The organism is Comamonas humi, from assembly GCF_054782535.1.
Genome location: NZ_BAAGSH010000007.1, coordinates 479,872 through 504,270, shown reverse-complemented (window position 1 = coordinate 504,270; position 24,399 = coordinate 479,872). Strand labels below are relative to the sequence as shown.

Genomic DNA, 24,399 nt, shown 5'->3' with positions numbered 1-24,399 from the left:
CGGGCTGTGCCCTCCAATCCCAACTTTGCCGTATGGGATGTTGGCGGCAACGCGACTGAGTACGTCGTGCTGGGGGTTTCGCTCAACCCCTCCGCCGACCTTGCGATCACCAAGACCAACACGCCGGCGGCCGGCCCGAACGACCAGCCCAACGACACGCTGACGCCCGGCCAGACAACGACCTACCAGCTCGTCGTCACCAACAACGGCCCTGATCCCGTTACTGGTGCCGTAGTGACCGATACCCCGGGGGCAAACCTGAACTGTCCCGCGAACAATCCAGTCACCATCACCGGCAATGGCGTGCCAACTGCGCCGGCCGGCGGCTTCAGAGTCTCCCACCTCACTGCGGGCATCGCGCTTGGCAACCTGAACAATACCCAGACTACGACACTGTCGTTCTCGTGCACGGTGGCGGCCGCGCCGACGGGGGTCAACGTGGTCAACAACGCCACCGTGACGGCGCCCGCTGGCGTCACCGAGGCCAATCTGACGAACAACACCGCTAACGACACCGATCGGTTGCCATCGGCCACCTTGACGCTGGTCAAGACCGTGGACAACACGGGCGGCGGCACGGCGGCCGCAAACGCCTGGACGCTGGCGGCCGCGGGCCCCACCAGTATCAGCGGCACCACGGGCGCCGCCGCCGTCACCAATGTGGTGGTCCAGCCAGGCAACTACACCTTGTCGGAAACCGGCGGGCCGGCGGACTACCTCGCTCCAGATGGGTGGGACTGCGGTGCCATCCCGGTCACCAATGGCCAGATCACGCTGGCGGCGGGGAATGCAGCGACCTGCACCATCAACAACACCTTTGTGCAGCGAGCTGAGATTAATCTGCGAAAAATCGCCACGCCAGACGTGGTGAATGCGGCGGGTGATGTTGTCACCTACACCTTCCAAGCCATAAACAACGGCAACGTCCCCTTGACCAACCTGACGGTGACCGATCCGTTCCTGCCCAACCTGGGCGCCTGCACGCCGACCACCGTTGCGGCGGGTGCCACCGTCACGCTGACCTGCGCGGGCAACACGCACACCGTCACGCAGGCGGAAATCAATGCACGCGGCAATGCCACGCCGCCGGACGGCTTCCTCCATAACCAGGCCATAGTCGCCGGCACGGCCCCGGATGGCAGCATTCCCACGGATGCCGATAGCGCTACGGTTCAGTTGCCGGTGCTGGACCCCCAATTGTCCATCGCCAAGCAGGCAACGCCAACCGCCTTTGCCGTGGGCAACACCGGTACCTACACCCTGCAGGTGAGCAATGCCGCAGGTGGTGGATCGACCACGGGCGCGATCACGGTGAGCGACCCGCTGCCGGCAGGTATCACCAGCACCGGCACGCCTACGGGCACGGGCTGGAGCTGCTCGGTCGCGGCCAATGTGGTGACCTGTACGACGAACGCGGTACTCACGCCGGGCGCTAGCGCTCCGGTGATCAGCGTGCCGGTGACGGTGGGCGCGGCAGCGGCCAACCCCAGCGTGAACACGGCCACCGTCACGGGTGGCGGTGATCCCGTCTGTACGGCCGGTGCCAACCCGATGCCTGCGCAATGCCAGGGCACGACGACGACCACGGTGAACGCACCGCGGCTGGACCTGGTCAAGACCTCGGCAGGCAACTTCACCGTGGGCAACCCGGCGAGCTACACCATCGTGGTGACGAACAATGGCCAGGCGGCTACCTCGGCGGCCGCTACCGTCGTGGACAACGTCCCGGCCAACCTGACGATCGGCACGCCCTTGCCCAATGGCTGCACGGCCAATGGCCAGGCGGTGAGCTGCAATATTCCGGCGGGTCTTGCCATCGGCGGCCAGGCCAGCTTCACGGTGACCGTCACCCCGACAACTGCTGCCAACGGCCAGCAGGTGACCAACACGGCCAGTGTGACGGGCGGGGGCGACCCCACCTGCACGGTGCCGCCCGCGGCAACGCTGGCCGCGCACTGCCAGGGCACGACCACCAACACGGTGAGCGCGCCTGAGCTGCATTTGGCGAAGACGGCCACGCCCACCTCCTTCACGGTGGGCGAGCAAGGCAGCTACACGCTGACGGTGACCAACCAGGGCACGGCGCCCACGGCGGGCAACACCACCGTGACCGACACAGTTCCCACGGGCCTGACCATTGGCACGCCGCTGCCGGCGAACTGCACGGCCAATGGCCAGCTGCTGAGCTGCACGGTGGGAGCGCTGGGCGCGACCAACGGAACGGCCACGATCACCATTCCAGTGACGGCGCAGCAGGCCGTGGACGGTCAGACGGTGCAGAACGCGGCGCGAGTGACGGGTGGGGGCGACCCTGGCTGTACGGCCACGACCAACCCGCTGCCGGCACGCTGCCAGGCACAGGTGCCGGTGCCGGTGGTATCGCCTGCACTGCATGTGGCCAAGACCGCCAGCACGGCCAGCTTCTCGATCGGCGTAGCGGCGAGCTACACCATCAAGGTGACCAACGTGGGCACGGTGGAGACGCAAGGCGGCTGGACGGTGACGGACGTCGTGCCTGGCGGCCTGACCATTGGTACCTCCTTGCCCAATGGCTGTACCGCCAGTGGCCAACAAGTGACCTGTACCTCCAGCGCCATATTGACGGCGGGCGATACCACGGGCGTGAGCTTTGTGATTCCGGTAACGCCGACGGCGGCCGCAGTGCCGAGCGTGACGAACACGGCGACGGTGCAGGGCGGCGGCGACCCGCACTGCCCGATGCCCAACAACGCCAACTGCACGAGCACCATCACCACGCCGGTGAACTCGCCCAGCCTCGCGGTGACCAAGGCCGCGACCCCCGCGACCTTCGCCGTGGGCCAGCAAGGCTCCTACACGCTGACCGTGCGCAACCAGGGACAGGCGGCGACCGTAGGTGCGGTCACCGTGCTGGACACCCTGCCGGCAGGCATCACGCTGGCGGCCGACCCGACCACCAGCAACGGCTGGAGCTGCACGGCCAATGGCGGCGCGACCGTCACCTGCACGAGCGCGGCGAACCTGAACCTGGCGGTGGATGCCACCAGCACCATCACGCTGAACGTGAACGTGGGAGCTGCAGCGGTGCCCGGCGTGACCAACCGCGCCTCGGTGGGAGGCGGGGGAGATCCCTTCAACGGCGGCACGCCGCCCACTCCGGACACCTGCACCGACACGGCGCCGGCGCCCAACCATTGCGCGCAGCTGGACACGCCCGTCACCCCGGTGGCGGACATGCAGGCCACGTCGCCAGTGACCCTGGCAACCACGGTAGGCGTGCAGGCGACGATCCAGAGCTCTTGCACCAACAACGGCCCCAATGCGGCGGCAGCGCCGACCTGTGAAGTCACGGGCATTCCGCAAGGGGCGAACCCGGTGACGACCTGCACGCCCAACCCGGCGCCGGATCCGCTGGCAGTGGGTGGCACGATCAGTTGCACGACCACGTTCACCCCGGTGGATACGACACCGATCACGGTGACGACCACGGCGGGCAGCAGCACGCAAGACCCGGATCCGAATAACAACGTGGCAACCACGCCGACGACGACGGGTGTGGTCGTGAATCTGGCGATCACCAAGACCGCCACGCCGAACGGCACCTACCAGCCCAACGGTGCGATCAGCTACTCCATCGTGGTGACCAACAACGGCCCGAGCGCGGCGGTGGGAGCCACCGTCAACGACGTGGTGCCCAACGCAGTGGCAGTCACGGGCTGGACCTGCGCGGCATCGGCTGGCGGGGCTTGCACCGCCAGCGGTACCGGCAACACCATCAACGACACCGTCAACATACCTGTTGGCGGCACGGTGACCTACACCATCAACGGCACCGTGGCGAACGCAGCCACCGGCGACATCGTGAACACCGCGACGGCAACGCCGCCAGCGGGCGCGACCTGCACGACGCCGCCTTGCGCCGTGACCAGCACCGCGACCAACACGAATGCGGGCAACCCGCAGCTGGCGATTGCCAAGCAGGCGACGCCTACGGCATTTGCCGTGAATGCAACGGGTACCTACACGCTGCAGGTGACCAATGGCAATGCACAGGGATCAAGCAGCACCAATGGTGCCATCACGGTGAGCGACCCGCTGCCGGCGGGCATCACCACCACTGGCACGCCCACGGGCGCGGGCTGGAACTGCGCGGCCAGCACGGCCACGCAGGTGACGTGCACGACCAACGCGGTGCTCACGCCGGGTGCGAGTGCACCAGTGATCAGCGTGCCTGTTGCGATTGGGCAGAACGCGGCCAACCCCAGCGTGAACACGGCCACCGTCACGGGTGGCGGTGATCCCGTCTGTACGGCCGGTGCCAACCCGATGCCTGCGCAATGCCAGGGCACGACGACGACCACGGTCAATGCACCTCGCCTTGACCTGGTCAAGACCTCGGCAGGTGGCTTCACCGTCGGCAGTCCGGCCAGCTATACCATCGTGGTGACCAACAACGGCCAGGCGGCTACGTCGGCGGCAGCCACTGTCACCGACAACATTCCGGCAGGGCTGACGATCGGCACCCCGCTGCCCAATGGCTGCACGGCCAACGGTCAGGCGGTGAGCTGTGACATCCCGGCAGGGCTGGCGATTGGTGGCCAGGCCAGCTTCACGGTGACCGTCACCCCGACGCAAGCCGTCAACGGCCAGCAAGTGACCAATACCGCCAATGTGACGGGTGGGGGCGATCCCACCTGCACGGTGCCGCCCGCGGCAACGCTGGCCGCGCATTGCCAAAGTACGACCACCAATACGGTGAGCGCACCCGAACTGCACCTGAGCAAGACCTCCACGCCTGCGGCGTTCGTGGTCGGCCAGGCCGGCAGCTACAACCTCAAGGTGGTCAACAGCGGCACTGCGGCCACCAGCGGCAACATCGTGGTGAGCGACACCATCCCGACGGGCCTGACCATTGGCACGCCGCTGCCGGCAGGCTGCACGGCCAACGGCCAACAGATCAGCTGCACCATCACGCAAGTGCTGGGCGCGAGCAACGGCACGACCACGTTCACGATCCCGGTGACGGCCACGGCGGCTGTGGACGGACAGACCGTGCAGAACGCCGCTACCGTCATTGGTGGTGGAGACCCGGTCTGTACGGCCACCACCAACCCGCTGCCGGCACGTTGCCTGGCTCAGGTGCCGGTGCCGGTGCAGTCGCCCGCGTTGCATGTGGAAAAAACCGCCAGCACGGCCAGCTTCTCGATCGGTGTGGCGGCCAGCTACACCATCAAGGTGACCAACGTGGGTACGGTAGAGAGCACGGGTAACTGGACGGTGACCGACGTCATCCCCGGCGGGCTGACCATCGGTACCCCCTTGCCCAGTGGCTGTACCGCAAGTGGCCAGCAAGTGACCTGTACGTCCAATGTCGACCTGCAGCCTGGCGACACGACGGGCGCGAGCTTCGTGATCCCGGTGACGCCGACGGCGGCAGCGGTGCCGAGCGTGACGAACACGGCGACGGTGCAGGGCGGTGGCGATCCGCACTGCCCGATGCCCAACAACGCGAACTGCACCAGCACGATCACCACGCAGGTGAACGCGGAGGCCGACATGCAGGCGACCGCGCCGCAGACCATCGCGACCACGGTGGGTGTGCAAGCGACGATCCAGAGCAGCTGCACCAACAATGGCCCCAATCCGGCGGCTGCCCCGACCTGCGAGGTCACGGGCATTCCGGCTGGAGCCAATCCGGTGACGACCTGCACGCCCAATCCGCTGCCGGCCAACCTGGCAGTGGGCGCCACGATCGACTGCACGACCACGTTCACGCCGGCGGACACGACGCCGATCACGGCGGTGACCACGGCTGGCAGCACCACACAGGATCCGAACCCGAACAACAACGTGGCCAATACGACTACGACGCCGGTGGTGCCGCAAACCGATATGCAGGCCACTGCACCGCTGACCCTGGTGACCACGGTGGGCGTGCAGGCGACGATCCAAAGCAGCTGTACCAACAATGGCCCCAATCCGGCGGCTGCCCCGACCTGCGAGGTCACGGGCATTCCGGCGGGAGCCAATCCGGTGACGACCTGCACACCCAACCCGCTGCCAGCGACCCTCGCGGTAGGTGAGGTGATCGACTGCACGACTACGTTCACGCCGGTGGACACGACGCCGATCACGGCAGTGACCACGGCAGGCAGCACCACGCCAGATTCGAACCCGAACAACAACGTGGCCAATACGATCACGACGCCGGCAGCGGCCCCGCAAACCGACATGCAGGCAACCGCACCGCAGACCATCGCAACCACGGTGGGTGTGCAAGCGACGATCCAAAGCAGCTGCACCAACAATGGCCCCAATCCGGCGGCAGCCCCGACCTGCACGGTCACGGGCATTCCGGCGGGAGCCAACCCGGTGACGACCTGCACGCCCAACCCGCTGCCGGCGACCCTGGCGGTAGGGGATGCGATCGACTGCACGACCACGTTCACGCCGGTGGACACGACGCCGATCACGGCAGTGACGACGGCTGGCAGCACCACGCCTGATTCGAATCCGAACAACAACGTGGCCAACACGACCACGACGGCCGGAGTGGCCAGCCTGTCGATCACCAAGCAGGCCACGCCCACGGCATTTGCGGTAGGCAACCCCGGTACCTACACCCTGCAGGTGAGCAATGCTGCAGGTGGCGGATCGACCACGGGCACGATCACGGTCAGCGACCCGCTGCCGGCAGGCATCACCAGCACTGGCACGCCCACGGGCGCGGGCTGGAACTGCTCGGCCAGCACCGCCACACAGGTGACTTGTACGACCAGTGCAGTGCTCACGCCGGGCGCGAGCGCCCCGGTGATCAGCGTGCCGGTGGCGGTGGGCGCGGCAGCGGCCAACCCCAGCGTGAACACGGCCACGGTGACTGGTGGCGGTGATCCGGTCTGTACGGCTGGTGCCAACCCGATGCCTGCGCAGTGCCAGGGCACGACGACGACCACGGTCAATGCACCTCGCCTTGATCTGGTCAAGACGCTGAACGGCCCGCTCACCGTGGGCAATGCGGCGAGCTACACCATCGTGGTGACGAACAACGGCCAGGCGGCTACCTCGGCGGCAGCCACTGTCACCGACAACATCCCGGCAGGCCTGGCGATCGGCACCCCGCTGCCCAATGGCTGCACGGCCAACGGCCAGGCGGTGAGCTGCACTATCCAGGCGGGCTTGGCCATCGGCGGACAGGCCAGCTTCACGGTGACCGTGACGCCGGACGACACGGTCAATGGCCAGCAAGTGAGCAACACGGCCAGTGTGACGGGCGGGGGCGATCCGACTTGCCCCGCAGCTGCGCATTGCAATGGCACGACCACCGGCACGGTGAGCGCGCCCGAGCTGCACCTGGCGAAGACGGCCAATCCCGTCTCCTTCACGGTGGGCGAGCAGGGCACGTACACGCTGACGGTGGCCAACCAGGGCACGGCAGCGACCACCGGCAACACCACGGTGACCGACACCGTTCCTGCTGGCCTGACCATCGGTACGCTGCCGGCAAACTGCACGGCCAATGGCCAGCAGCTGAGCTGCGCGGTGGGCGTGCTGGGCGCGACCAACGGAACCGCCACCATCACCATCCCGGTGACAGCGCAGCAAGCCGTGGACGGCCAGACCGTGCAGAACGCGGCGCGAGTGACCGGCGGGGGCGACCCTGGCTGTACGGCCACCACCAGCCCGCTGCCGGCACGCTGCCAGGCACAGGTGCCGGTGCCGGTGGTATCGCCAGCACTGCATGTAGTCAAGACCGCCAGCACGGCCAGCTTCTCGATCGGCGTGGCGGCGAGCTACACCATCAAGGTGGCCAACGTGGGCACGGTGGAGACGGACGGCGACTGGACGGTGACCGATGTCATCCCTGGTGGCTTGACCATTGGCACGCCGTTGCCCGATGGCTGCACGGCTTCGGGCCAGCAAGTGACCTGCACCTCGGATCTGGTGCTGGCGGCAGGGGGATCTGGCGTGAGCTTTGTGATCCCGGTGACGCCGACGGCGGCCGCAGTGCCGAGCGTGACGAACACGGCGACGGTGCAGGGCGGTGGCGACCCGCATTGCCCGATGCCCAACAACGCCAACTGCACCAGCACGATCACCACGCCGGTGAATGCGCAGGCAGACATGGCCGCCACCGGCCCCACCACGGTGCCCGCGACGGTGGGCCAGCCGGTGAGCGTGACGACCAGCTGCACCAACAATGGCCCCGACGCGGCTGCCAACGCCACCTGCACGGTGACTGGCGCCCCCGCCGGTGCCACTACGGTGTGCACGCCCACGCCGCCGGTGGGTAGCCTGGCCAACGGCCAAGCCATCAGCTGCGTGACCACGTTCACGCCGGCAGATACCGCATTGGTGACCTTGACGACTACGGCCGGCAGCACCACGACGGACCCGAATCCGGACAACAACGTAGCCAGCACCCCAGTGCAGCCGGCCTTGGCGCCGACGGCCGACATGACTGCCACCGCACCGACTACCGTGCCCGCAACCGTCGGTCAGCCGGTGAGCGTGACGACCAGCTGCACCAACAATGGTCCTAACGCGGCTGCCAATGCCACCTGCGCGGTGACCGGTGCCCCTGCTGGTGCGACCACGGTGTGTACGCCTACCACCCCGGTGGCAGGCCTGGCCAGCGGCCAAGCCATCAGCTGTGTGACCACGTTCACGCCCGCTGACACCACGCCGGTGACGCTGACGACTACCGCTGGCAGCGCGACGACGGACCCGAATCCGGACAACAACGTGGCCAATACCACGGTGCAGCCAGGAGTGACGCCGACGGCCGATATGGCCGCCACCGCACCGACTACCGTGCCTGCCACGGTGGGTCAGCCGGTGAGCGTGACGACCAACTGCACCAACAATGGCCCGGGCGCTGCCGCCAACGCGACCTGCGCGGTGACGGGCGCCCCTGCCGGTGCCACCACGGTGTGTACGCCTACGCCGCCGGTTGCCAGCTTGGCCAATGGCCAGGCCATCAGCTGCGTGACCACCTTCACGCCTGCCGATGCCACGCCGGTGACGCTGACGACTACGGCTGGCAGCACCACGGCGGACCCGAACCCGGGCAACAACGTGGCCAACACCACGGTGCAACCGGTCGCGCCGGGGTCCGTCACTGTCAGAAAGACGCTGAATGCCGGTACGGTGACCCCTGTCATCGGCGGCCAGGCGATCGCCTATGACCTGACGGCCACGAATGCCGGAAGTACGGCGGTGTCGGACCATGCCTTCTTCGAAGTCGTGCCGACCAATACCACCTACTCGGGCGTGATCACTGGTGCCACGACCAACTGCGCAGCCGGTGCGGCGGCAGGCAGCGTGTGCACGGTGACTCTGGCCAACGTGCCGGCCAATGGCACGGCCACTGCGTCGATCACGTTCACGGCGGTCAATCCGATGCCTGAGGGAGTGGTGAGCATCGCCAACATGATCACCGACAACACCAGGACCGCACCGGCAGGCTGCCCGATCCCGATGGACGAGAACGGCATGGCCAAATCCGGGTTGCTTGCCAAGGCCGGTGAGACAACGCCGATGTGCCCGAGGCCGCTGGCTTCGACCTGCGATGCGGCCAGCGCTGCGGCAGGCCATTGCGTGCAGACGCCGGTCAAGTCCCGCAACGGCTCTAGGCCCGTCGAGATACCGGTGGATGGCTGGTGGATGCTGGCCTTGTTGTCCCTGCTGCTGTGCAGGAGCGCTGCAGTCGCCCGGGGTGGCCGGCGCGCTCGATGAAGGAAGCGGTCCCTACTGCCCGATTTGCAGCGGGTCTGCCGATTGGGTGGTAGGGGAATCCGTAAATATTGAGCCAGATCAACCTCTTTACTACCCTAAATAGGCAAGGCCTCGGTGCTGGAACCAAGAAGGCTGGTTCTGATATAGGCTCCCGATCATGAATGCACGGCATTTGAAGCATTTTTTACTGCTGGCGGATCTTCTTCATTTTGGGAAAACTGCCAAGAAGCTGAAAATATCGCAGCCAACACTCACTTTTGTGATAAAGAGCTTGGAGCTGGAATTTGGTGGGCCGCTTTTTATACGTAATACTCGCAAAACTGAACTGACAGAGCGTGGCCGGCTGTTGTTGAGTCCGGTGCGCCGGGTGGTGGAGGCATTGGAGGACGCGTTAGATACCTCTGAAACACTCACTTCTGGTGAGGCTGGTTCTCTAACGATTGGCTTTCCTAGTGGGGCCGCGCACCATTTATTGCCGCGCATACTGCCCCTGTTTGCACAGCGCTATCCGCGTGTGAACCTGCAACTGCAGGAAGCAACATCTTCTGAGGCTGTGGATTTGCTGGATGCCGAAAGCATTGACGTTGGCATCATTCACTACCCCATAGCTTCCAACTGCCCCTATTTCCCTATCCCGGGAGAAGAGGACGAACTGGTGGCGGTTTTTCCCAAGGATTACCCACTGGCCGCCAAAGGGAAGATCAAGCTGGCGGATCTGGCGGGACATCCATTCATTGCCTTCGAGAAATCCAGGGCGTCCTCGCTGGAGGCGGTGATTTCCATGGCCTGCCAACGTGCCGGGTTTACGCCGTGCGTGGTCCAGCATGCCCGACGGGTCGATACGGTCATCAGCCTGGTGCGCAGCGGAGTGGGGATTGCACTGGTGCCCAAAGTATGTGCTGCGACCTATGAGCACGTGATTGACGTGCGTTCGCTGGCTGAGCAATCGGATGCATTGAAAATTGGGTTGGCAGTTATCTTTGGGAAAAATAATAAAAAACCGTGTGTGGATAATTTTTTGGAAATCATAGGGGTAAAAGAAGCTTGAGTTTTTCTGATTCACTGCAGATCGAAGTGTAGTGTCAGCGGCAAGTCAGCAAAGGAGGTGATATTTATCCTTGCTGCTAAAGAAAGGCATGGTAATTGTGGCTATCGCATGCAGCGCCAAAGACCGGTGCTGGTGAGATATGAGGTGGCATTTGGGCGAATCTCATGCTTCACGTGCAGCGGCAATAAATCCCCAAGGAGACGCAATGCTTTTCAGGCAAAAAACCGTTTTGAGCCGCCGCTCGATTTTCAAAAACTCTGCCGCTCTCTTGCTGGTGGCGGCAATTGCGGGGTGTGGTGGTGGAAGCGAGGATTCAAGTCGGCCGGTTGGAACCTGGGGTGGCGCGCTCAGTGACCTGAAGGAGGACCTCAGCTTTGCTCCTGGCATTCCCGCTGCGACGGAAAGCACGCTCACCAACCAGACCGTCCGCCAGACTGTGCATCTGTCGGTTGGCGGTGATCGTGTTCGCATCAAGTTCGGAAACCTCTACGGCAGGACGCCGGTGTCCTTCGAGCGCGTGCGCATTGCGTTGAGCACTGGTGCCGGCACCATCGACAGGAGCACCGACACCGGGTTGACCTTTGGTGGTGCTGCCTCGGTGATCATTCCGCCTGGCGTGGAGGTCTGGAGCGATGCGGTGCCATTCAAGGCGCCCGACGCTGCAAGCCTGGCTGTCAGCATCTACGTCAAGAACACCTCCGACAACACCACCGCTTACCGGTTTCCGCAGGCCACCCATTACGTCAGCGTTGGCGACACCACCAGCGCTGCTGCCATGCCAACGGCCGTTGAGAACCAGGTCTACTCGTCCTACTGGATGAGTGCCGTCGATGTCTATCGCAGTGAGCCGAGCAACGTGTTGGTGGTCTTTGGCGATTCCATCACTGCGGGGGCGGGAAGTACCTGGGGGGCCGACCGCCGGTATTCCGACCTGCTGTCAGACCGATTTCTGAAGGCGGGCGGCAGCCCGGCCGTGTCTGTCGTCAACAAAGGGCTCAGCGGAAACCGCTGGCTGCATGACCGCTTTGGTCTGCGCGGCGTCGAACGCTTCAAGCGCGATGTCCTTTCCGTGTCCGGGGTGACGCACACCATCATCCTGCTTGGCATCAATGACATCGGCTACCAGGCCTTCTGGCTTCCCACAGAAACGGCAACGGCCGACGAACTGATCGCGGCTGTTTCAGGCGCGGTATCCACGGCAAAAGCTGCGGGCATCAAGGTCTACCTGGGCACGCTGACACCGTTCAGCGGCGCTGCTTACTTCACCACGCAAGGTGAACAGATACGCCAGGCATTGAATGCCTGGATTCGCGCGAACAAAGACGTCGACGGGGTCATCGACTTCGACGCCGCGGTGCGCGATCCCGCGGATGCGACCCGATTCCTCGCTGCTAACCACAGCGGCGATAACCTGCACCCGAGCGATGCGGGGTATCTCCGCATGGCGGACAGCGTGCCCTTGGAAAAATTCCGATAGGAGCGGGGAAGGCTCGCGCTTGCGCTATAGGCATTCTCGCTGCCGGATGCTGCCGTAGAGAGGGATATGATACATACGCCTGAATGCGGCCCCATCGGGCTGCTGGTACTCAGGGTGCAACTAGGCCTTTGTACTTTCAAATTAGATTGGCAACCAATTTCTGCGTCTCTATTGATGGCAGCCCATAGCTCACCAGCCGCACATCCAGGTCGAAGTCCACTGCCTTGTGCAATGCGCGCTTGATAGCCGCATAAATCCACTCTGGCGCATTGCCGAATGCACCGCCTCCAAGAAGGGTAAGTAGCACGATGTTTGATGCGCCACGTCGCGCATTCAGAACGGCTTGCAGGAGAGTAGCTTCGTAGGCTGCATCCAGTATCAACTGAGCGAACGCTTTCCAGTGCTTCTGCGGCACCTGCCCATAGGCCACGGGCAATGCGCTACAGAACGCCTGGCTCACCAATGGTCCTGGCCGCGATGCGGTATCTGTCGCCTCTACGTCGCGATGAATGCCGATGCGCAGTTCCCCGGCCAGAGCATCCCGCTCAGCGGCGCTGATCGCGCGCAGGTGATCCGTGATGCGGTCCAGACCCTGGGGCGTGCATAACACATAGCCATTGCGCCAGCTCCATAGATCGGCAATTGGGCGCTTTAGGGCTGCACTCAGAGTCGCACCCAAATCAGCAATGCCATCGAGCTGGTGCTCCGAGGTCTGGCCGAACTGGTTGCCGACAGGCACGAAGTAGTTACGGAAGATAGTTGCTGCACCAGCAGCCATGGCGCAGGCGGGGCCTTGCGTGTGGTCATCTTGGTACCGCGTCACCCCGTTCTCGGGTGTTACGCCTGGGCCGACCATCTCCAGTGCATTGAACTGGCTCGCCACTTGGAACAGCGCACCCGTGTATTCCGACGCTTGGTGCATCTTACGCACATCACCTTGAACGATGCTGATGCGGGGCTTGCCACCCGCACCAGAGCCTGCAGCAACCCGCTCGCGCAGGTCAGCCAGCGATGCCATCTCGAATGTGCCAATGGCGTAGGCCCTGCCGTTCACCTTGGAGCGGAGCATGCCTGCGCTGACCTCAAGCTGCGCACGTGCCTCGGGGTAGCCCGTTTCCTTGAACCCGGTCAGCCGCTCAAACCAATTCATTCTCTTGCATCGCCATTGTTGATCTAGACCGTGGTGCCGAGGGGGAGGAAGGGGGATCGCGTAGCGGAGACTCCACAGGCTATCGATATCAGGCCCCCCTCCAAAGACCGGCTAGTCACAACCACCGGGAGTGAATCCGATTAAATTCATGGTTCCATTCACGTTGCGCGGATGCATGACGACCGTGGCGCAAATGGCAGTTCCGCGCTTGCCGCGCAGGTCATATAGCTGACTCCGCTGGGCGCTGCTGTCGATGTCGATGTTGAGGTACACGCGCTCAACGCCATCGGCGCAGTAGCCGTCGTATCGTAAACGTTCGCAAAGTCCATCGGTGCCGAGATCCAGTGCATTGATCATCGCTGACACCCGGTATGGCTTGAAGGCCTCTATGCCGATTACTGTCATCTTTTTCAGCTGGGCGATGCTAACGGTTTCCACCCCGGCCGGCTTGGGCTTTGCGCTTGGTTGTGGCTGAGCCAACTGAACTAGGCGCGGGTCCACTGGTTTGTCATCCATACATCGCATCCAATGTTGGTTTGCTGTGGGGAGATAGCTAGGGCCGGCGCACCACCCTCGGTCCAGTAGTTCCTCAACATGAGCTGCCATCTTCACGCAGACAGGGATAGGCTGGCCATTGCCGCGCTTTCCCTCGCTAAGGCATTGCTTTTCTAGCTGATCCAGTTCTTTCATCAAAGCCTCTGTCGAAATAGCTGTCGCAGCCTGTGCGATTGACTTCTCTGGAGGCGATTTTTCGGAGCAGCCTATGACCAAGATGGCAAGAACAGCAAGCGCGTAGCGTTGCGCTATTGGCGTGAGGAGGGGCATGGTAGCTACAGGTTGATACGTGTAGTGCACAAGTATATGTGGAAGATCGTCCGTGGTGTGATTGGCTGCAGAAAAAGACGATGCCGCTATGCCTGCCGCATCTCCTCAGTACGCTGATCACCCTGCATTACGTGCCCTTGGGGCTGCTATCAGGCAGGTGCGCCTAGAGAAAAAAATTTCGCAAGAGGAGCTGGCGCATCGAAGTGAGATTGATCGCTCGTACATGAGCAGCATTGAACGGGGGCAGCAGAATCCGGGGATTGCATCGGTGCTGCGCATTGCCGAGGCGTTAGAGATGTCGGCGGCCGAATTGCTGGGGCGTGCGCAACTGTGATGAGCGAGGGGCCGCAAATATTGGGTCTGGAGGCTTGTGGGGGGACGGGGGCAATGCCCGTCGGGGTATATGCTCGATCAGGTGCAATTCTACGAATGACAGACCGGAGGGGCTGACCCAGGGTATGGCGGCTGCATGAAGGTCACTTTTTGATTTGTTGGTATTTTTGTTGGCATGTCATGAGTTTTTGCTTGATTAAATTCATATAAATCAATTGCTTATGGTGGTGTTTTTGATCCGACAAGCGCACCATTTTTTGATTCAAGGCCGTTCGCGAGACTATCGCGAACGGCCTTTTTCATGCGCGCTGCAGCGCAGAGCCGCGCAGCAGCGGAGGGCGTTGGGCAGCGATGCAGACTCACTGCGCGAGCTGGATGGTCTTTTCCGCCAGGCTGTACTTTTTCTCTTCCTGGGTCAGGAAGTCCCTGAATTCGTCGCAGCCCTTGAAGGCAGTGGTGTAGCCCAGCTCCTGCAGAAATTTGCTGAATTGCGGGTCGCCCAGCACTTCCGATAGCTCCTGGGACAAGGCCGAGACCATTTTTCCGGGCGTGTTCCGGGGCAGGAATATCCCTTGCCAGTATTCCAGATGGAAATCGCCGAGACCGGTTTCCCGCAGTGTCGGTACCTCGGGGATCAGCGGCGATCTTTTTTCAGAGGTGACGGCAATGACGCGTAACCTGTTTCCCTTGAGAAAAGGGGCTATCGGCGAAAGGCCGGCAAAAAGCAGGTCCACCTGATTGCCCAGTAAGCTTGCGGCAGCGCTGGATCCTCCGTTGTAGGGGATATGGGCCATGTCGATACCCATCTGCTTCTTGAATATTTCGCCCACCAGATGCTGCGAGCTGCCGGTGCCGGAGGATGCGAAGTTGAGGCCCAGAGGCCTTTTCTTGACCTCGGTGAAAATATCATCGACCTGTTTGATATTGGATTGGCTGTTGGTCGCTAGGACGATGGGGGTCGTCGATATCTTGGAGACGGGAACCAGGTTTTTCAGCCCATCGACATTCAAATGCTTGTAGAAGATGCGGTTGACGAATATCTCCCCCGGGGATGCCAGCAGGATGGTATTGCCATCAGGGCTGGATTGCGCCACATAGGCGGCCGCGATACTGCCCCCGGCTCCCACCCGATTCTCCACGTAAACTGGTCGCTCCAGTTTGTGGGTCAGCCTGGATGCCAGCGTGCGGGCCAGCGTGTCAATGGCACCGCCGGCAGCAAAACCGACCACCAGTTTTACCGGCTTGGCGCTGGGTGCAGAAGGCAGTGGAAATGAAGCATGGGAGAATATAAAAATTCCGAAGCCAAGGCAGGCTTTAGTTATATTCTTCACGGATCTGGGCTTTTCAGGTGTTGCGGGCACAGGCGTAGAAATGAGGGTTGCTCATATCGCCTTTCCCGTAATGCAGCACTTCGCCTTCCAGCGTGTGGATTTGTCCGCCTGCTGCAACCAGAACGGCATGCCCGGCGGCAATGTCCCACTCCATCGTGCGGCCCAGGCGGGGATATAAATCTGCTTCACCGGCGGCTACCAGGCATATCTTCAGGGAAGAACCTGCGCTTTTCAGCGACCGGACCTGGCGGCCATTGAGAAACTGATCCAGTGCCTGGGCATCGCCGTGCGAGCGGCTGGCCACCACGTCCAGGCCATCCGCCGGAATGGGCCGGCAGCTGATGGTTTGGCGGATACCGCCGTCCTCGACCCAGGCGCCCAGGCCTGCAGCCCCGGCGAACAATCGATCCAGCGCCGGAGCCAGGACCACGCCCAGCACCGGGCAGCCGTGTTCGACCAGGGCAATGTTGACCGTGAATTCGCCATTGCGGTTGATGAATTCCTTGGTGCCGTCCAGGGGGTCCACCAACCAGAAGCGCTGGTCGATGCGGGGTACGAAGCCCGCCGCGGCGGCCTCTTCGGACACTACGGGGATATCGGGCGACAGCGCCAGCAGCCGGTCAAGGATGAGCTTTTCGGCTTTTTCGTCGGCCTCGGTCACCGGGGACGCATCTTCCTTGCCCCGCACCTCGAAGTCGGAGCGATAGATCTCCATGATCAATTCGCCGGCCTCGCGGGCAATGGCAATAACGTTTTCCAGCAGGGCGCTCTGGGTCACAAAAATCTCCTGTAGTTTCTAGGTTGTAGTCCATATGGCCTATCTGTCCATAGTCGATATGGTCTATGCGTTCATTGGGGGACAAACAGACACTAAACGCATTCCAGCATTCTCGAATCAGCGAGTTGATATTTAACAGGAGTGCACGTGTCGGTTGGTAAAAGCCTGGCGGTCCATCAAATCAATGCCCTGCGGGTGCAGGCCGTGCAGCTGCGCCTGGCGGGAAAGACCCTCAAGGAGATCCAGGGGCAGACGGGATTGTCGGCGCCGACCATCATCGCCGCGCACAAGGCCTGGCAAGGGGGCGGCTGGAGCGCGGTGCCCATACGGGAGCGTGGGCGCAAGCCGGGAGAAGGGCGCACCTTGTCGACCCAGCAGGAGCAGGACATCTATGTGCAGCTGGTGAGCACGCTGCCCGAAGAGCATTCCTTGCCCTCCCTGCTCTGGCAACTGGAAGCCATGCAGGCGCTGGTGCAGCAGCGCCACCAGCTCGAACTGCCCGAGCGCACTGCGGCGCACTACCTGCAGCGCTGGAACCTGAACGCCGATCGGCCGGCCAAACGCATGGACCACGCGCCGAGCGCAGCCCAGCGCTGGTATCACCGCACCTACCAGGACATCAGCGAGCAGGCGCGCAAGGAGGACGCCGGCATTGTCTGGGTAGACGATTTCGGCGCGCACCAGAACTGCCCGGGGCGCTTGCGGCACGGCATCCTGCGGGCGGTCAGCAACCGCGGCAAGGTGATGTGGCTGCCCTATGAGGGAAGCCTGCGCGCCCCGCACCTGGAGGGTTTCTTCGACCGGCTGCAGCGTTCCAGCGAACGAAAAATCTTCGCGCTGCTGCCCGGCATGCCCTGGCGCCGCGCTGCCACTTTTTCGTCCTGGGCCAGCGACCGCGCCGAAAGCCTGCGGCTGTTCCATCTGCCGACCGCCAGCGAGATGCTCCGCCATGCCGACGAAATGGCCACCAGCATCCAGAACGCCGTGCAAGGCGATGCCGTATCGAAGGTGCAGACCTCGGGACAAACCCTTAAGCCCGAGGTGCTCAGCCCTATGTCGAGCATGACGCGGGACTTATTAAAACATCAATTCGCGCAAAACAGCGATTCACTTCATCCCTACATTTCGGGGCACCAAAAACGAAAACCCAAGGAGAAATCTGTGGTGCTCACTCATTTGCAACGATTGGAAGCCGAAAGTATTCAGGCAATGCGGGAGGTCGTCGCCGAGGCGGAAAACCCCGTGATGCTGTATTCGATCGGCAAGGACAGTGCAGTCATGCTGCATTTGGCCATGAAGGCCTTTTATCCGGCCAAACCGCCTTTTCCGCTACTGCATGTGGATACGACCTGGAAATTCCAGGATATGTACCGCTTCCGCGACCAGATGGTGGCGAAACTGGGCATGGATCTGCTGGTGCATATCAACCCCGATGGGGTGGAAATGGGCATCAGCCCCTTCAAGCACGGCTCCCAGATTCACACCGACATCATGAAAACCGAGGGTCTGAAACAAGCCCTGGATAAATATGGTTTCGATGCGGCATTTGGCGGTGCCCGTCGCGACGAGGAGAAATCGCGCGCCAAGGAGCGTATTTTCTCGTTCCGCTCCGACCAGCACCGTTGGGACCCCAAGAACCAGCGCCCCGAACTCTGGCACCTGTACAACGCCCGCAAGAACAAGGGCGAGTCGATCCGCGTCTTCCCGCTGTCGAACTGGACCGAACTCGACATCTGGCAGTACATCTACCTCGAGAACATTCCCATCGTTCCGCTGTACTTCTCCGCGCCGCGCCCCGTCGTGGAGCGCGACGGCACGCTGATCATGGTCGACGACGACCGCATGCCGCTGCAAAGCGGCGAAGTGCCCATGCTGCGCAATGTGCGCTTCCGCACCCTGGGCTGCTACCCGCTGACCGGCGCCGTTGAATCCGACGCGAACACCCTGCCCAAGATCATCCAGGAGATGTTGCTGACCCGCACTTCGGAAAGGCAGGGCCGGATGATCGACCACGACTCGGCCGCATCCATGGAAAAGAAGAAGCAAGAGGGGTACTTCTAATGGCACACGTATCTGATCTCATTGCCGAAGATATCGAGCAATACCTCAAGCAGCACGAGCACAAGAGCCTGCTGCGCTTCATCACCTGCGGCAGCGTGGACGACGGCAAGAGCACGCTGATCGGACGCCTGCTCTACGAATCGAAGATGCTGTTCGAGGACCAGATGGAAGCGCTGGTCGTCGACTCCAAGAAAGTCGGCACCCAGGGCGGCGAACTGGACTTCGCGCTGCTGGTCGATGGCCTCGCCGCCGAGCGCGAGCAGGGCATCACCATCGACGTCGCCTACCGCTTCTTCTCCACTGACCGGCGCAAGTTCATCGTCGCAGACACCCCGGGCCACGAGCAGTACACGCGCAACATGGTCACCGGCGCCTCCACGGCCGACGTGGCCGTGGTCATGATCGATGCGCGCCGCGGCGTGCTCACCCAGTCCAAGCGGCACAGCTACCTGGCCTCGCTGATCGGCATCCGCAAGATCGTGCTGGCGGTCAACAAGATGGACCTGATGGACTATTCGGAGAAGGTCTACAACGACATCGTGGCCGACTACCGCGAGTTCGCCAAGAAGATCAACCTCGAAGACATCACGGCCATCCCCATGTCGGCCCTGCGCGGCGACAACATCACCGAGCAGAGCGAGCACATGCCCTGGTACCGCGGCACGACGCTGATGGGTTACCTGGAGACGGTGGAGATCGACGCGGCCCACCAGCAGCGCTTGCCGTTCCGCATGCCGGTGCAATGGGTCAACCGTCCCAACCTCGACTTCCGCGGCTTTGCCGGTTGCATCGCCAGCGGCCAGGTCCGCCCCGGCGACCGCGTGCGCATCCTGCCCAGCGGGCGCGAGACGCAGATCGCCCGCATCGTCACCCAGGACGGCGACCTGCAGCTGGCGGTGGCCGGCCAATCGGTCACGCTCACGCTGACCGAGGAGGTGGACTGCAGCCGCGGCGACGTGATCGCCACGGCCGACGCTCCCGCCGGCGTGGCCGACCAGTTCCAGGCCACGCTGATCTGGATGCACGAGCAGCCCATGCTGGGCGGCCGTCCCTACCTGATGAAGATCGGCGGCAAGACCGTTCCGGTGAGCTTCTCGGCGCCCAAGTACAAGGTCAACGTCAACACGCTGGAGCACCTGGCCGCCAAGGAGCTGGCGCTCAACGAGATCGGCGTCTGCAACCTGTCGTGCAGCCAGCCCATCGCCTTCGATGCGTACAAGGACAACCGCGAGACCGGCAGCTTCATCCTGATCGACCGGCTGAGCAACGCCACGGTCGGCGCCGGCCTGCTCGAGTTCTCGCTGCGCCGTTCGGACAACATCCACATGCAGCATGTGGACGTCGACAAGAAGGCCCGTTCCGAGCGCATGCAGCAAAAGCCAGCCCTGCTGTGGTTCACCGGCCTGTCGGGCGCGGGCAAGTCGACCATCGCCAACCTGCTGGAAACCCGGCTGCACGCCCGCGGTCGCCACACCTACCTGCTCGACGGCGACAACGTGCGCCACGGCCTGAACCGCGACCTGGGCTTCACCGATGCCGACCGCGTGGAGAACATCCGCCGCGTGGCCGAGGTGGGCAAGCTGTTCGTCGATGCGGGCCTGATCACCATCACGGCCTTCATCTCGCCCTTCCGCTCGGAGCGCGAGATGGCCCGCAAGCTGGTGCAGGACAGCGAGTTCCTGGAAGTGTTCATCGACACGCCGCTGGCCGTGGCCGAAGAGCGCGATCCCAAGGGCCTGTACAAGAAGGTGCGCCGCGGCGAGCTGCGCAACTTCACGGGCATCGACTCGCCGTTCGAGACGCCGGAGAGCCCCGACATCCACATCTCCACCACCAAGCTCAGTGCTTCGGAGGCCGTGGACCGGATCATCGACGAGCTGATCGCGCGCGACATCATCGCGCAGGAGGGCTGAGCCAGCCCGACGGCGCCGGGCGCTGCTCCCTGAGCAACGCCCGGCCTCATTTTCTTGACGTCCAGGCCATCGGCCATGACGGCGCCGCAGAAAGCGCCGCGTGCCACCGGCCTTTGAAAGGAGACACCCCATGGACAAGCAATCGACGGATGAAAAGCTGCTGACCGGCGAGGTCTGGGCCGAGTTCTGCGACCACCTCAAGCGCTGCGGCCAGCAGATCCTGCGGCCCGAGACGCCGGCCGATCCGGCCACGCGCGCCGAGGGCTTCCGCTACCTGTCGCGCCTGACGCGCATTGCGCTGGAAATGCATGTGGAGTCGGCCGATGCCGCCTTCCCCAGCTTCATCCGCACCTCGCACGAGACCGCCAAGATCGGCGCCGACAACCCCGACAACATCTACGAATACGCGCGCCTGAACGGGGCGCTGCAGTACCGCATCTTCGGCAACCGCGGCAGCGTCTCGTACCTGAGCATCGCCACGCAGAAAGGCGGCTACGAGACCGACGGCCGCATGGTGGTGACCGGCTTCATCGACGCCACCCAGCTCAAGACCGACGACAAGGGCGACTTCGAGCTCATCGTCAGCACCGAGCGCCCCGCGGACCCGCAGGCCAATTGGCTGCCCATGGAGGACAAGTCGGTCTCGGTGCTGGTGCGCCAGACCTTCATGGACCGCAAGAGCGAGGTGCCGGCCAAGCTGAGCATCGAGCGCGTGGGCACGCAGGAGCGACCCGGCCCGCTGGACCCGGCGGTGTTCGCGCAGTCGCTGCAGCGTGCCTCGGGCTTCGTGGAGAACACGGCCAGGCTGTTTGCCGACTGGGCGCAGAGCTACCTGCCGCACAGCAACGAGCTGCCGCCTGCCAACCAGGCGCTGTGCCAGTCCGTCGGCGGCGATCCGAACATCTTCTACTACCACTCGCATTGGAAGCTGGACGAGGATGAGGCCCTGGTCATCCACGTGGACCAGGTGCCCGATTGCTCGTTCTGGAACCTGCAGATCAACAACTACTGGATGGAGTCGCTGGACTACCGCTACCACCAGATCTGCATCAACAAGCACCAGGCGCACTACGACGACAAGGGTGGCGTGACCCTGGTGCTGAGCGAGCGCGACCCCGGCATGCCCAACTGGCTGCAGACCGCCGGCGTGCGCCAGGGAACCCTGTGCCTGCGCTGGGTGGGCGCGAAGGAGCAATGCCACCCGAGCACCCGCGTGGTGGCCATCGAACAAGTAACGGAGACGGTATGAGCCTGAATGTGGATGAACTGCTGAACGCAGCGCGCGAACGCGCGCCCGGCCTGAGCAACTTCGGCAGCGACAACTACCGCCAGGCGCTGGACGTGCTGGTGCACACGCTGAACACCGAAGCCAAGCTCTCGCCCACCGGCGTGCTGCTGATGCGCGAGCGCATGATCGGCCAGTTGGTCAACCGGCTGGTGATGGAGGACTGTTTCCAGCGCCACCCCGAGATCGCGCAGATAGCGATCGACGACCCGGTGGTGATCCTGGGCCTGCCGCGCACCGGCACCACCATGCTGCAGCGCACGCTGGCGGTGGACCCGCGCTTTTACTCCGCCGCGTGGTGGGAGACGCGCTACCCCGCGCCCCTGCCCGGCGAGCCTGTGACGGCGACTGCCGCGCGCATCGAGCGCGCCCAGGCCGAGGTCGCGCAGACCGTGCAGGCCATTCCGCAGATCCTGTCCATCCACCCGCTGGATGCCATGCTCTGCGACGAGGAGTTCATGCTCATGGAGCACTCCTTCCTCAGCGCCATGGACGCCTTTGCCGACGTGCCCAGCTACACCGCCTGGCTGGACCAGCAGGACCAGCGCCCGGTCTACACCCAGCTCAAGCGCATGCTGCAGTTCCTGCAGTGGCAAAAACAGCAGCGCGGCGAGCCCCGGGCCGAGCGCTGGCTGCTCAAGACGCCACAGCACCTGCACACGCTGGAGATCCTGCTCAGCGTGTTCCCGAAGGCCAAGGTCATCCTCACGCACCGCGAGCCCGCGCAGACCATTCCCTCCATGGCCAGCATGGCGCACACGCTCTGGCAGATCTACAGCGAGTCGGCCGATGCCCGCTCCGCCGGCCAGCAGTGGAGCAGCCGCATGGCGCGCGGCGTGCACCACACCATGGACGTGCGCGACGAGCACGAAGGTGCGCGCTTCCTGGACATCCAGTTCGCCGACACCGTGGCCAAGCCGATGGAAGTGCTGGAGCGCGTCTACGCCTTTGCCGGCATGCCGTTCACCGACGAGGCGCGCGCCGGGGCGCAGCGCTGGATGGACAGCAACGGCCGCGAAAAGCGCGCCAAGCACGACTACAGCCTGGAGCAGTTCGGTTTGACCGATGCCGGCATGCAGGCCGACTTTGCGCGCTACCGTGCGCGCCACATCGCCGCGGTCTGACGGCCATCACACAACAAGCAAGGAGACTGCCATGACCAAGCCCGCCAACCTCGTCACCTCGATCCAGGTCGAGATCAACGCCCCCGCCAGCGTCGTCTGGGAGGTGCTGACCGACTTCGACAAGTACCCCGAGTGGAACAGCTTCTGCTTCAGCATCCGCAGCAGCCGCCAGATCGACACGCTGGTGGAGATGATGGTGCGCAACCCGCACAACGGCGTGGAATTCCCCGTCAACGAGTACCTCGTGGCCTACGAGCCCGAGCGGCTGCTGTCGTGGGAGCAGCGCGCCGTGCCCGAGAACAAGGACGCGGCGCGCCGCGACCAGTACATCGAGGCCATCGATGCGAACCGCTGTACCTACTTCAACACCGACCAGTTCCTGGGCGTGAACGCCGAAACCATCATGCGCGAGCACGGTGCGTGGGTGAAGACCGCCTTCGACAACGTGGCGCGCGACGTCAAGAAGCGCGCCGAGGCACTGCACGCTGCGCGTTGAAGCGGCGCCATCGACAGAACACCAACAGGGAGACAACAAGCACCATGCTTCTGAAAGACAAAGTCATCATCGTCTCGGGCATAGGCCCGGGCCTGGGCGCGCGGCTGGCGCTGCGTGCGGCCGAGTACCAGGCCAAGGCCGTGGTGCTGGCTGCGCGCACCCCCTCCAAGCTGGACGAGACGGAGCAGCTGATCCGCGCCGCCGGCCATGGCTGCGAGATCTTCAAGCTGCCCACCGACATCACCCAGCCGGCACAGTGCCAGCGGCTGGCCGAGCAGACCACCGAGCGCTTCGGCCGCATCGACGCGCTGATCAACTCGGCCTACCTGCATGGCTCGTGGAGCACGTCCGGCAACGCGGCCATGGACGACTGGCGCCAGACCATGGAGGTCAACCTCTTCGGCTCCATGAACATGACGCAGGCCGTCGTGCCGCAGATGAAGCAGCAGAAAAGCGGCAGCATCGTCATGATCAACACCATGGCCACGCGCCGCACCAACCAGTTGGAAGCCGGCTACGCCGTCTCCAAGGGCGCGCTGCAGACGGCGGTGCAGTACCTGGCCGAAGACCTGGGGCCGCACGGCATCCGTGTCAACAGCACCTACATGGGCTGGATGTGGGGCGAGCCGGTCAAGGCCTATCTCCAGGGCGAATCGCAGCGGCAGGGCGTGTCCGTCGAGTCGCTGGCCAAGGAGGTCGGCAAGGACATTCCGCTGCGCAATGAGATTCCCGACGAGGGCGACTGCGCCGCCGCGGCGCTGTACCTGGCCAGCGACTATGCGCGGGTTATCACCGGTGCGCATCTGGACGTCAACGGCGGACACTACCTGCCTCATTGATATTTTCATAGCTGCTTGCGCTTGT

At 63.7% G+C, this 24,399-nt stretch carries 14 protein-coding genes; 10 read left to right on the top strand and 4 right to left on the bottom strand.

The window, feature by feature from the left end; genetic code table 11:
* The first annotated feature begins 6 nt into the window (after positions 1-6).
* The 3 genes from ACYVKR_RS09490 to ACYVKR_RS09480 all read left to right on the top strand — a co-directional run bounded on the left by ACYVKR_RS09490 (position 7) and on the right by ACYVKR_RS09480 (position 12,239).
* Positions 7-9,714 (top strand): DUF7507 domain-containing protein, encoded by a 9,708-nt coding sequence (locus ACYVKR_RS09490; protein WP_460480580.1) that lies wholly within the window; start codon positions 7-9, stop codon positions 9,712-9,714.
* A gap of 157 nt (positions 9,715-9,871) precedes the next feature.
* Entirely contained in the window at positions 9,872-10,762 is an 891-nt protein-coding gene (locus ACYVKR_RS09485) for a LysR family transcriptional regulator (RefSeq protein WP_460480578.1), read from the top strand.
* 205 nt (positions 10,763-10,967) lie between these two features.
* On the top strand, positions 10,968-12,239 hold the full coding sequence (locus tag ACYVKR_RS09480; protein ID WP_460480577.1) for an SGNH/GDSL hydrolase family protein: 1,272 nt from the start codon (positions 10,968-10,970) through the stop codon (positions 12,237-12,239).
* A 136-nt stretch (positions 12,240-12,375) separates the two neighbouring features.
* Here ACYVKR_RS09480 and ACYVKR_RS09475 read toward each other — a convergent pair whose 3' ends face one another.
* The gene (locus ACYVKR_RS09475; protein ID WP_460480576.1) at positions 12,376-13,389 is read right to left on the bottom strand and encodes a hypothetical protein; all 1,014 of its coding nucleotides are present in this window, start codon (positions 13,387-13,389) and stop codon (positions 12,376-12,378) included.
* 111 nt (positions 13,390-13,500) lie between these two features.
* A complete protein-coding gene (locus ACYVKR_RS09470) occupies positions 13,501-14,214 on the bottom strand; it encodes a hypothetical protein (RefSeq protein WP_460480575.1) in 714 nt (237 codons plus the stop codon).
* Positions 14,215-14,302: 88 nt separating this feature from the next.
* Here ACYVKR_RS09470 and ACYVKR_RS09465 point away from each other — a divergent pair, with 88 nt between their 5' ends.
* Positions 14,303-14,548: a helix-turn-helix domain-containing protein gene (locus ACYVKR_RS09465; protein WP_460480573.1), complete on the top strand. Its 246-nt coding sequence runs from the start codon at positions 14,303-14,305 to the stop codon at positions 14,546-14,548.
* Between the two features lie 358 nt (positions 14,549-14,906).
* Here the strand turns inward: ACYVKR_RS09465 and ACYVKR_RS09460 are convergent, their stop codons facing one another.
* Together ACYVKR_RS09460 and cysQ are read right to left on the bottom strand one after the other, a co-directional pair.
* Positions 14,907-15,878 (bottom strand): Bug family tripartite tricarboxylate transporter substrate binding protein, encoded by a 972-nt coding sequence (locus ACYVKR_RS09460; RefSeq protein WP_460480572.1) that lies wholly within the window; start codon positions 15,876-15,878, stop codon positions 14,907-14,909.
* A gap of 13 nt (positions 15,879-15,891) precedes the next feature.
* On the bottom strand, positions 15,892-16,656 hold the full coding sequence (gene cysQ / locus ACYVKR_RS09455; protein ID WP_460480571.1) for a 3'(2'),5'-bisphosphate nucleotidase CysQ family protein: 765 nt from the start codon (positions 16,654-16,656) through the stop codon (positions 15,892-15,894).
* A 459-nt stretch (positions 16,657-17,115) separates the two neighbouring features.
* On the opposite strand from cysQ, the gene cysD reads away from it, so the two are divergent.
* The 6 genes from cysD (at position 17,116) to ACYVKR_RS09425 (ending at position 24,374) form a co-directional block, all read left to right on the top strand.
* Positions 17,116-18,717, top strand: coding sequence for a sulfate adenylyltransferase subunit CysD (gene cysD, locus ACYVKR_RS09450; RefSeq protein ID WP_460480686.1), 1,602 nt, complete (start codon positions 17,116-17,118; stop codon positions 18,715-18,717).
* On the top strand, positions 18,717-20,630 hold the full coding sequence (gene cysN / locus ACYVKR_RS09445) for a bifunctional sulfate adenylyltransferase subunit 1/adenylyl-sulfate kinase (RefSeq protein WP_460480569.1): 1,914 nt from the start codon (positions 18,717-18,719) through the stop codon (positions 20,628-20,630). Before cysD ends, cysN begins: the two co-directional genes overlap by 1 nt.
* Positions 20,631-20,760: 130 nt before the next feature.
* Positions 20,761-21,879: a DUF1214 domain-containing protein gene (locus ACYVKR_RS09440; RefSeq protein WP_460480567.1), complete on the top strand. Its 1,119-nt coding sequence runs from the start codon at positions 20,761-20,763 to the stop codon at positions 21,877-21,879.
* The gene (locus ACYVKR_RS09435; protein ID WP_460480565.1) at positions 21,876-23,039 is read left to right on the top strand and encodes a sulfotransferase family protein; all 1,164 of its coding nucleotides are present in this window, start codon (positions 21,876-21,878) and stop codon (positions 23,037-23,039) included. The genes ACYVKR_RS09440 and ACYVKR_RS09435 overlap by 4 nt, the downstream gene beginning before the upstream one ends.
* A gap of 31 nt (positions 23,040-23,070) precedes the next feature.
* A complete protein-coding gene (locus tag ACYVKR_RS09430; RefSeq protein WP_460480564.1) occupies positions 23,071-23,535 on the top strand; it encodes an SRPBCC domain-containing protein in 465 nt (154 codons plus the stop codon).
* Positions 23,536-23,579: 44 nt separating this feature from the next.
* Positions 23,580-24,374, top strand: a complete 795-nt coding sequence (locus ACYVKR_RS09425; protein WP_460480562.1) for an SDR family oxidoreductase — start codon at positions 23,580-23,582, stop codon at positions 24,372-24,374.
* The last annotated feature ends 25 nt before the right edge of the window (positions 24,375-24,399 follow it).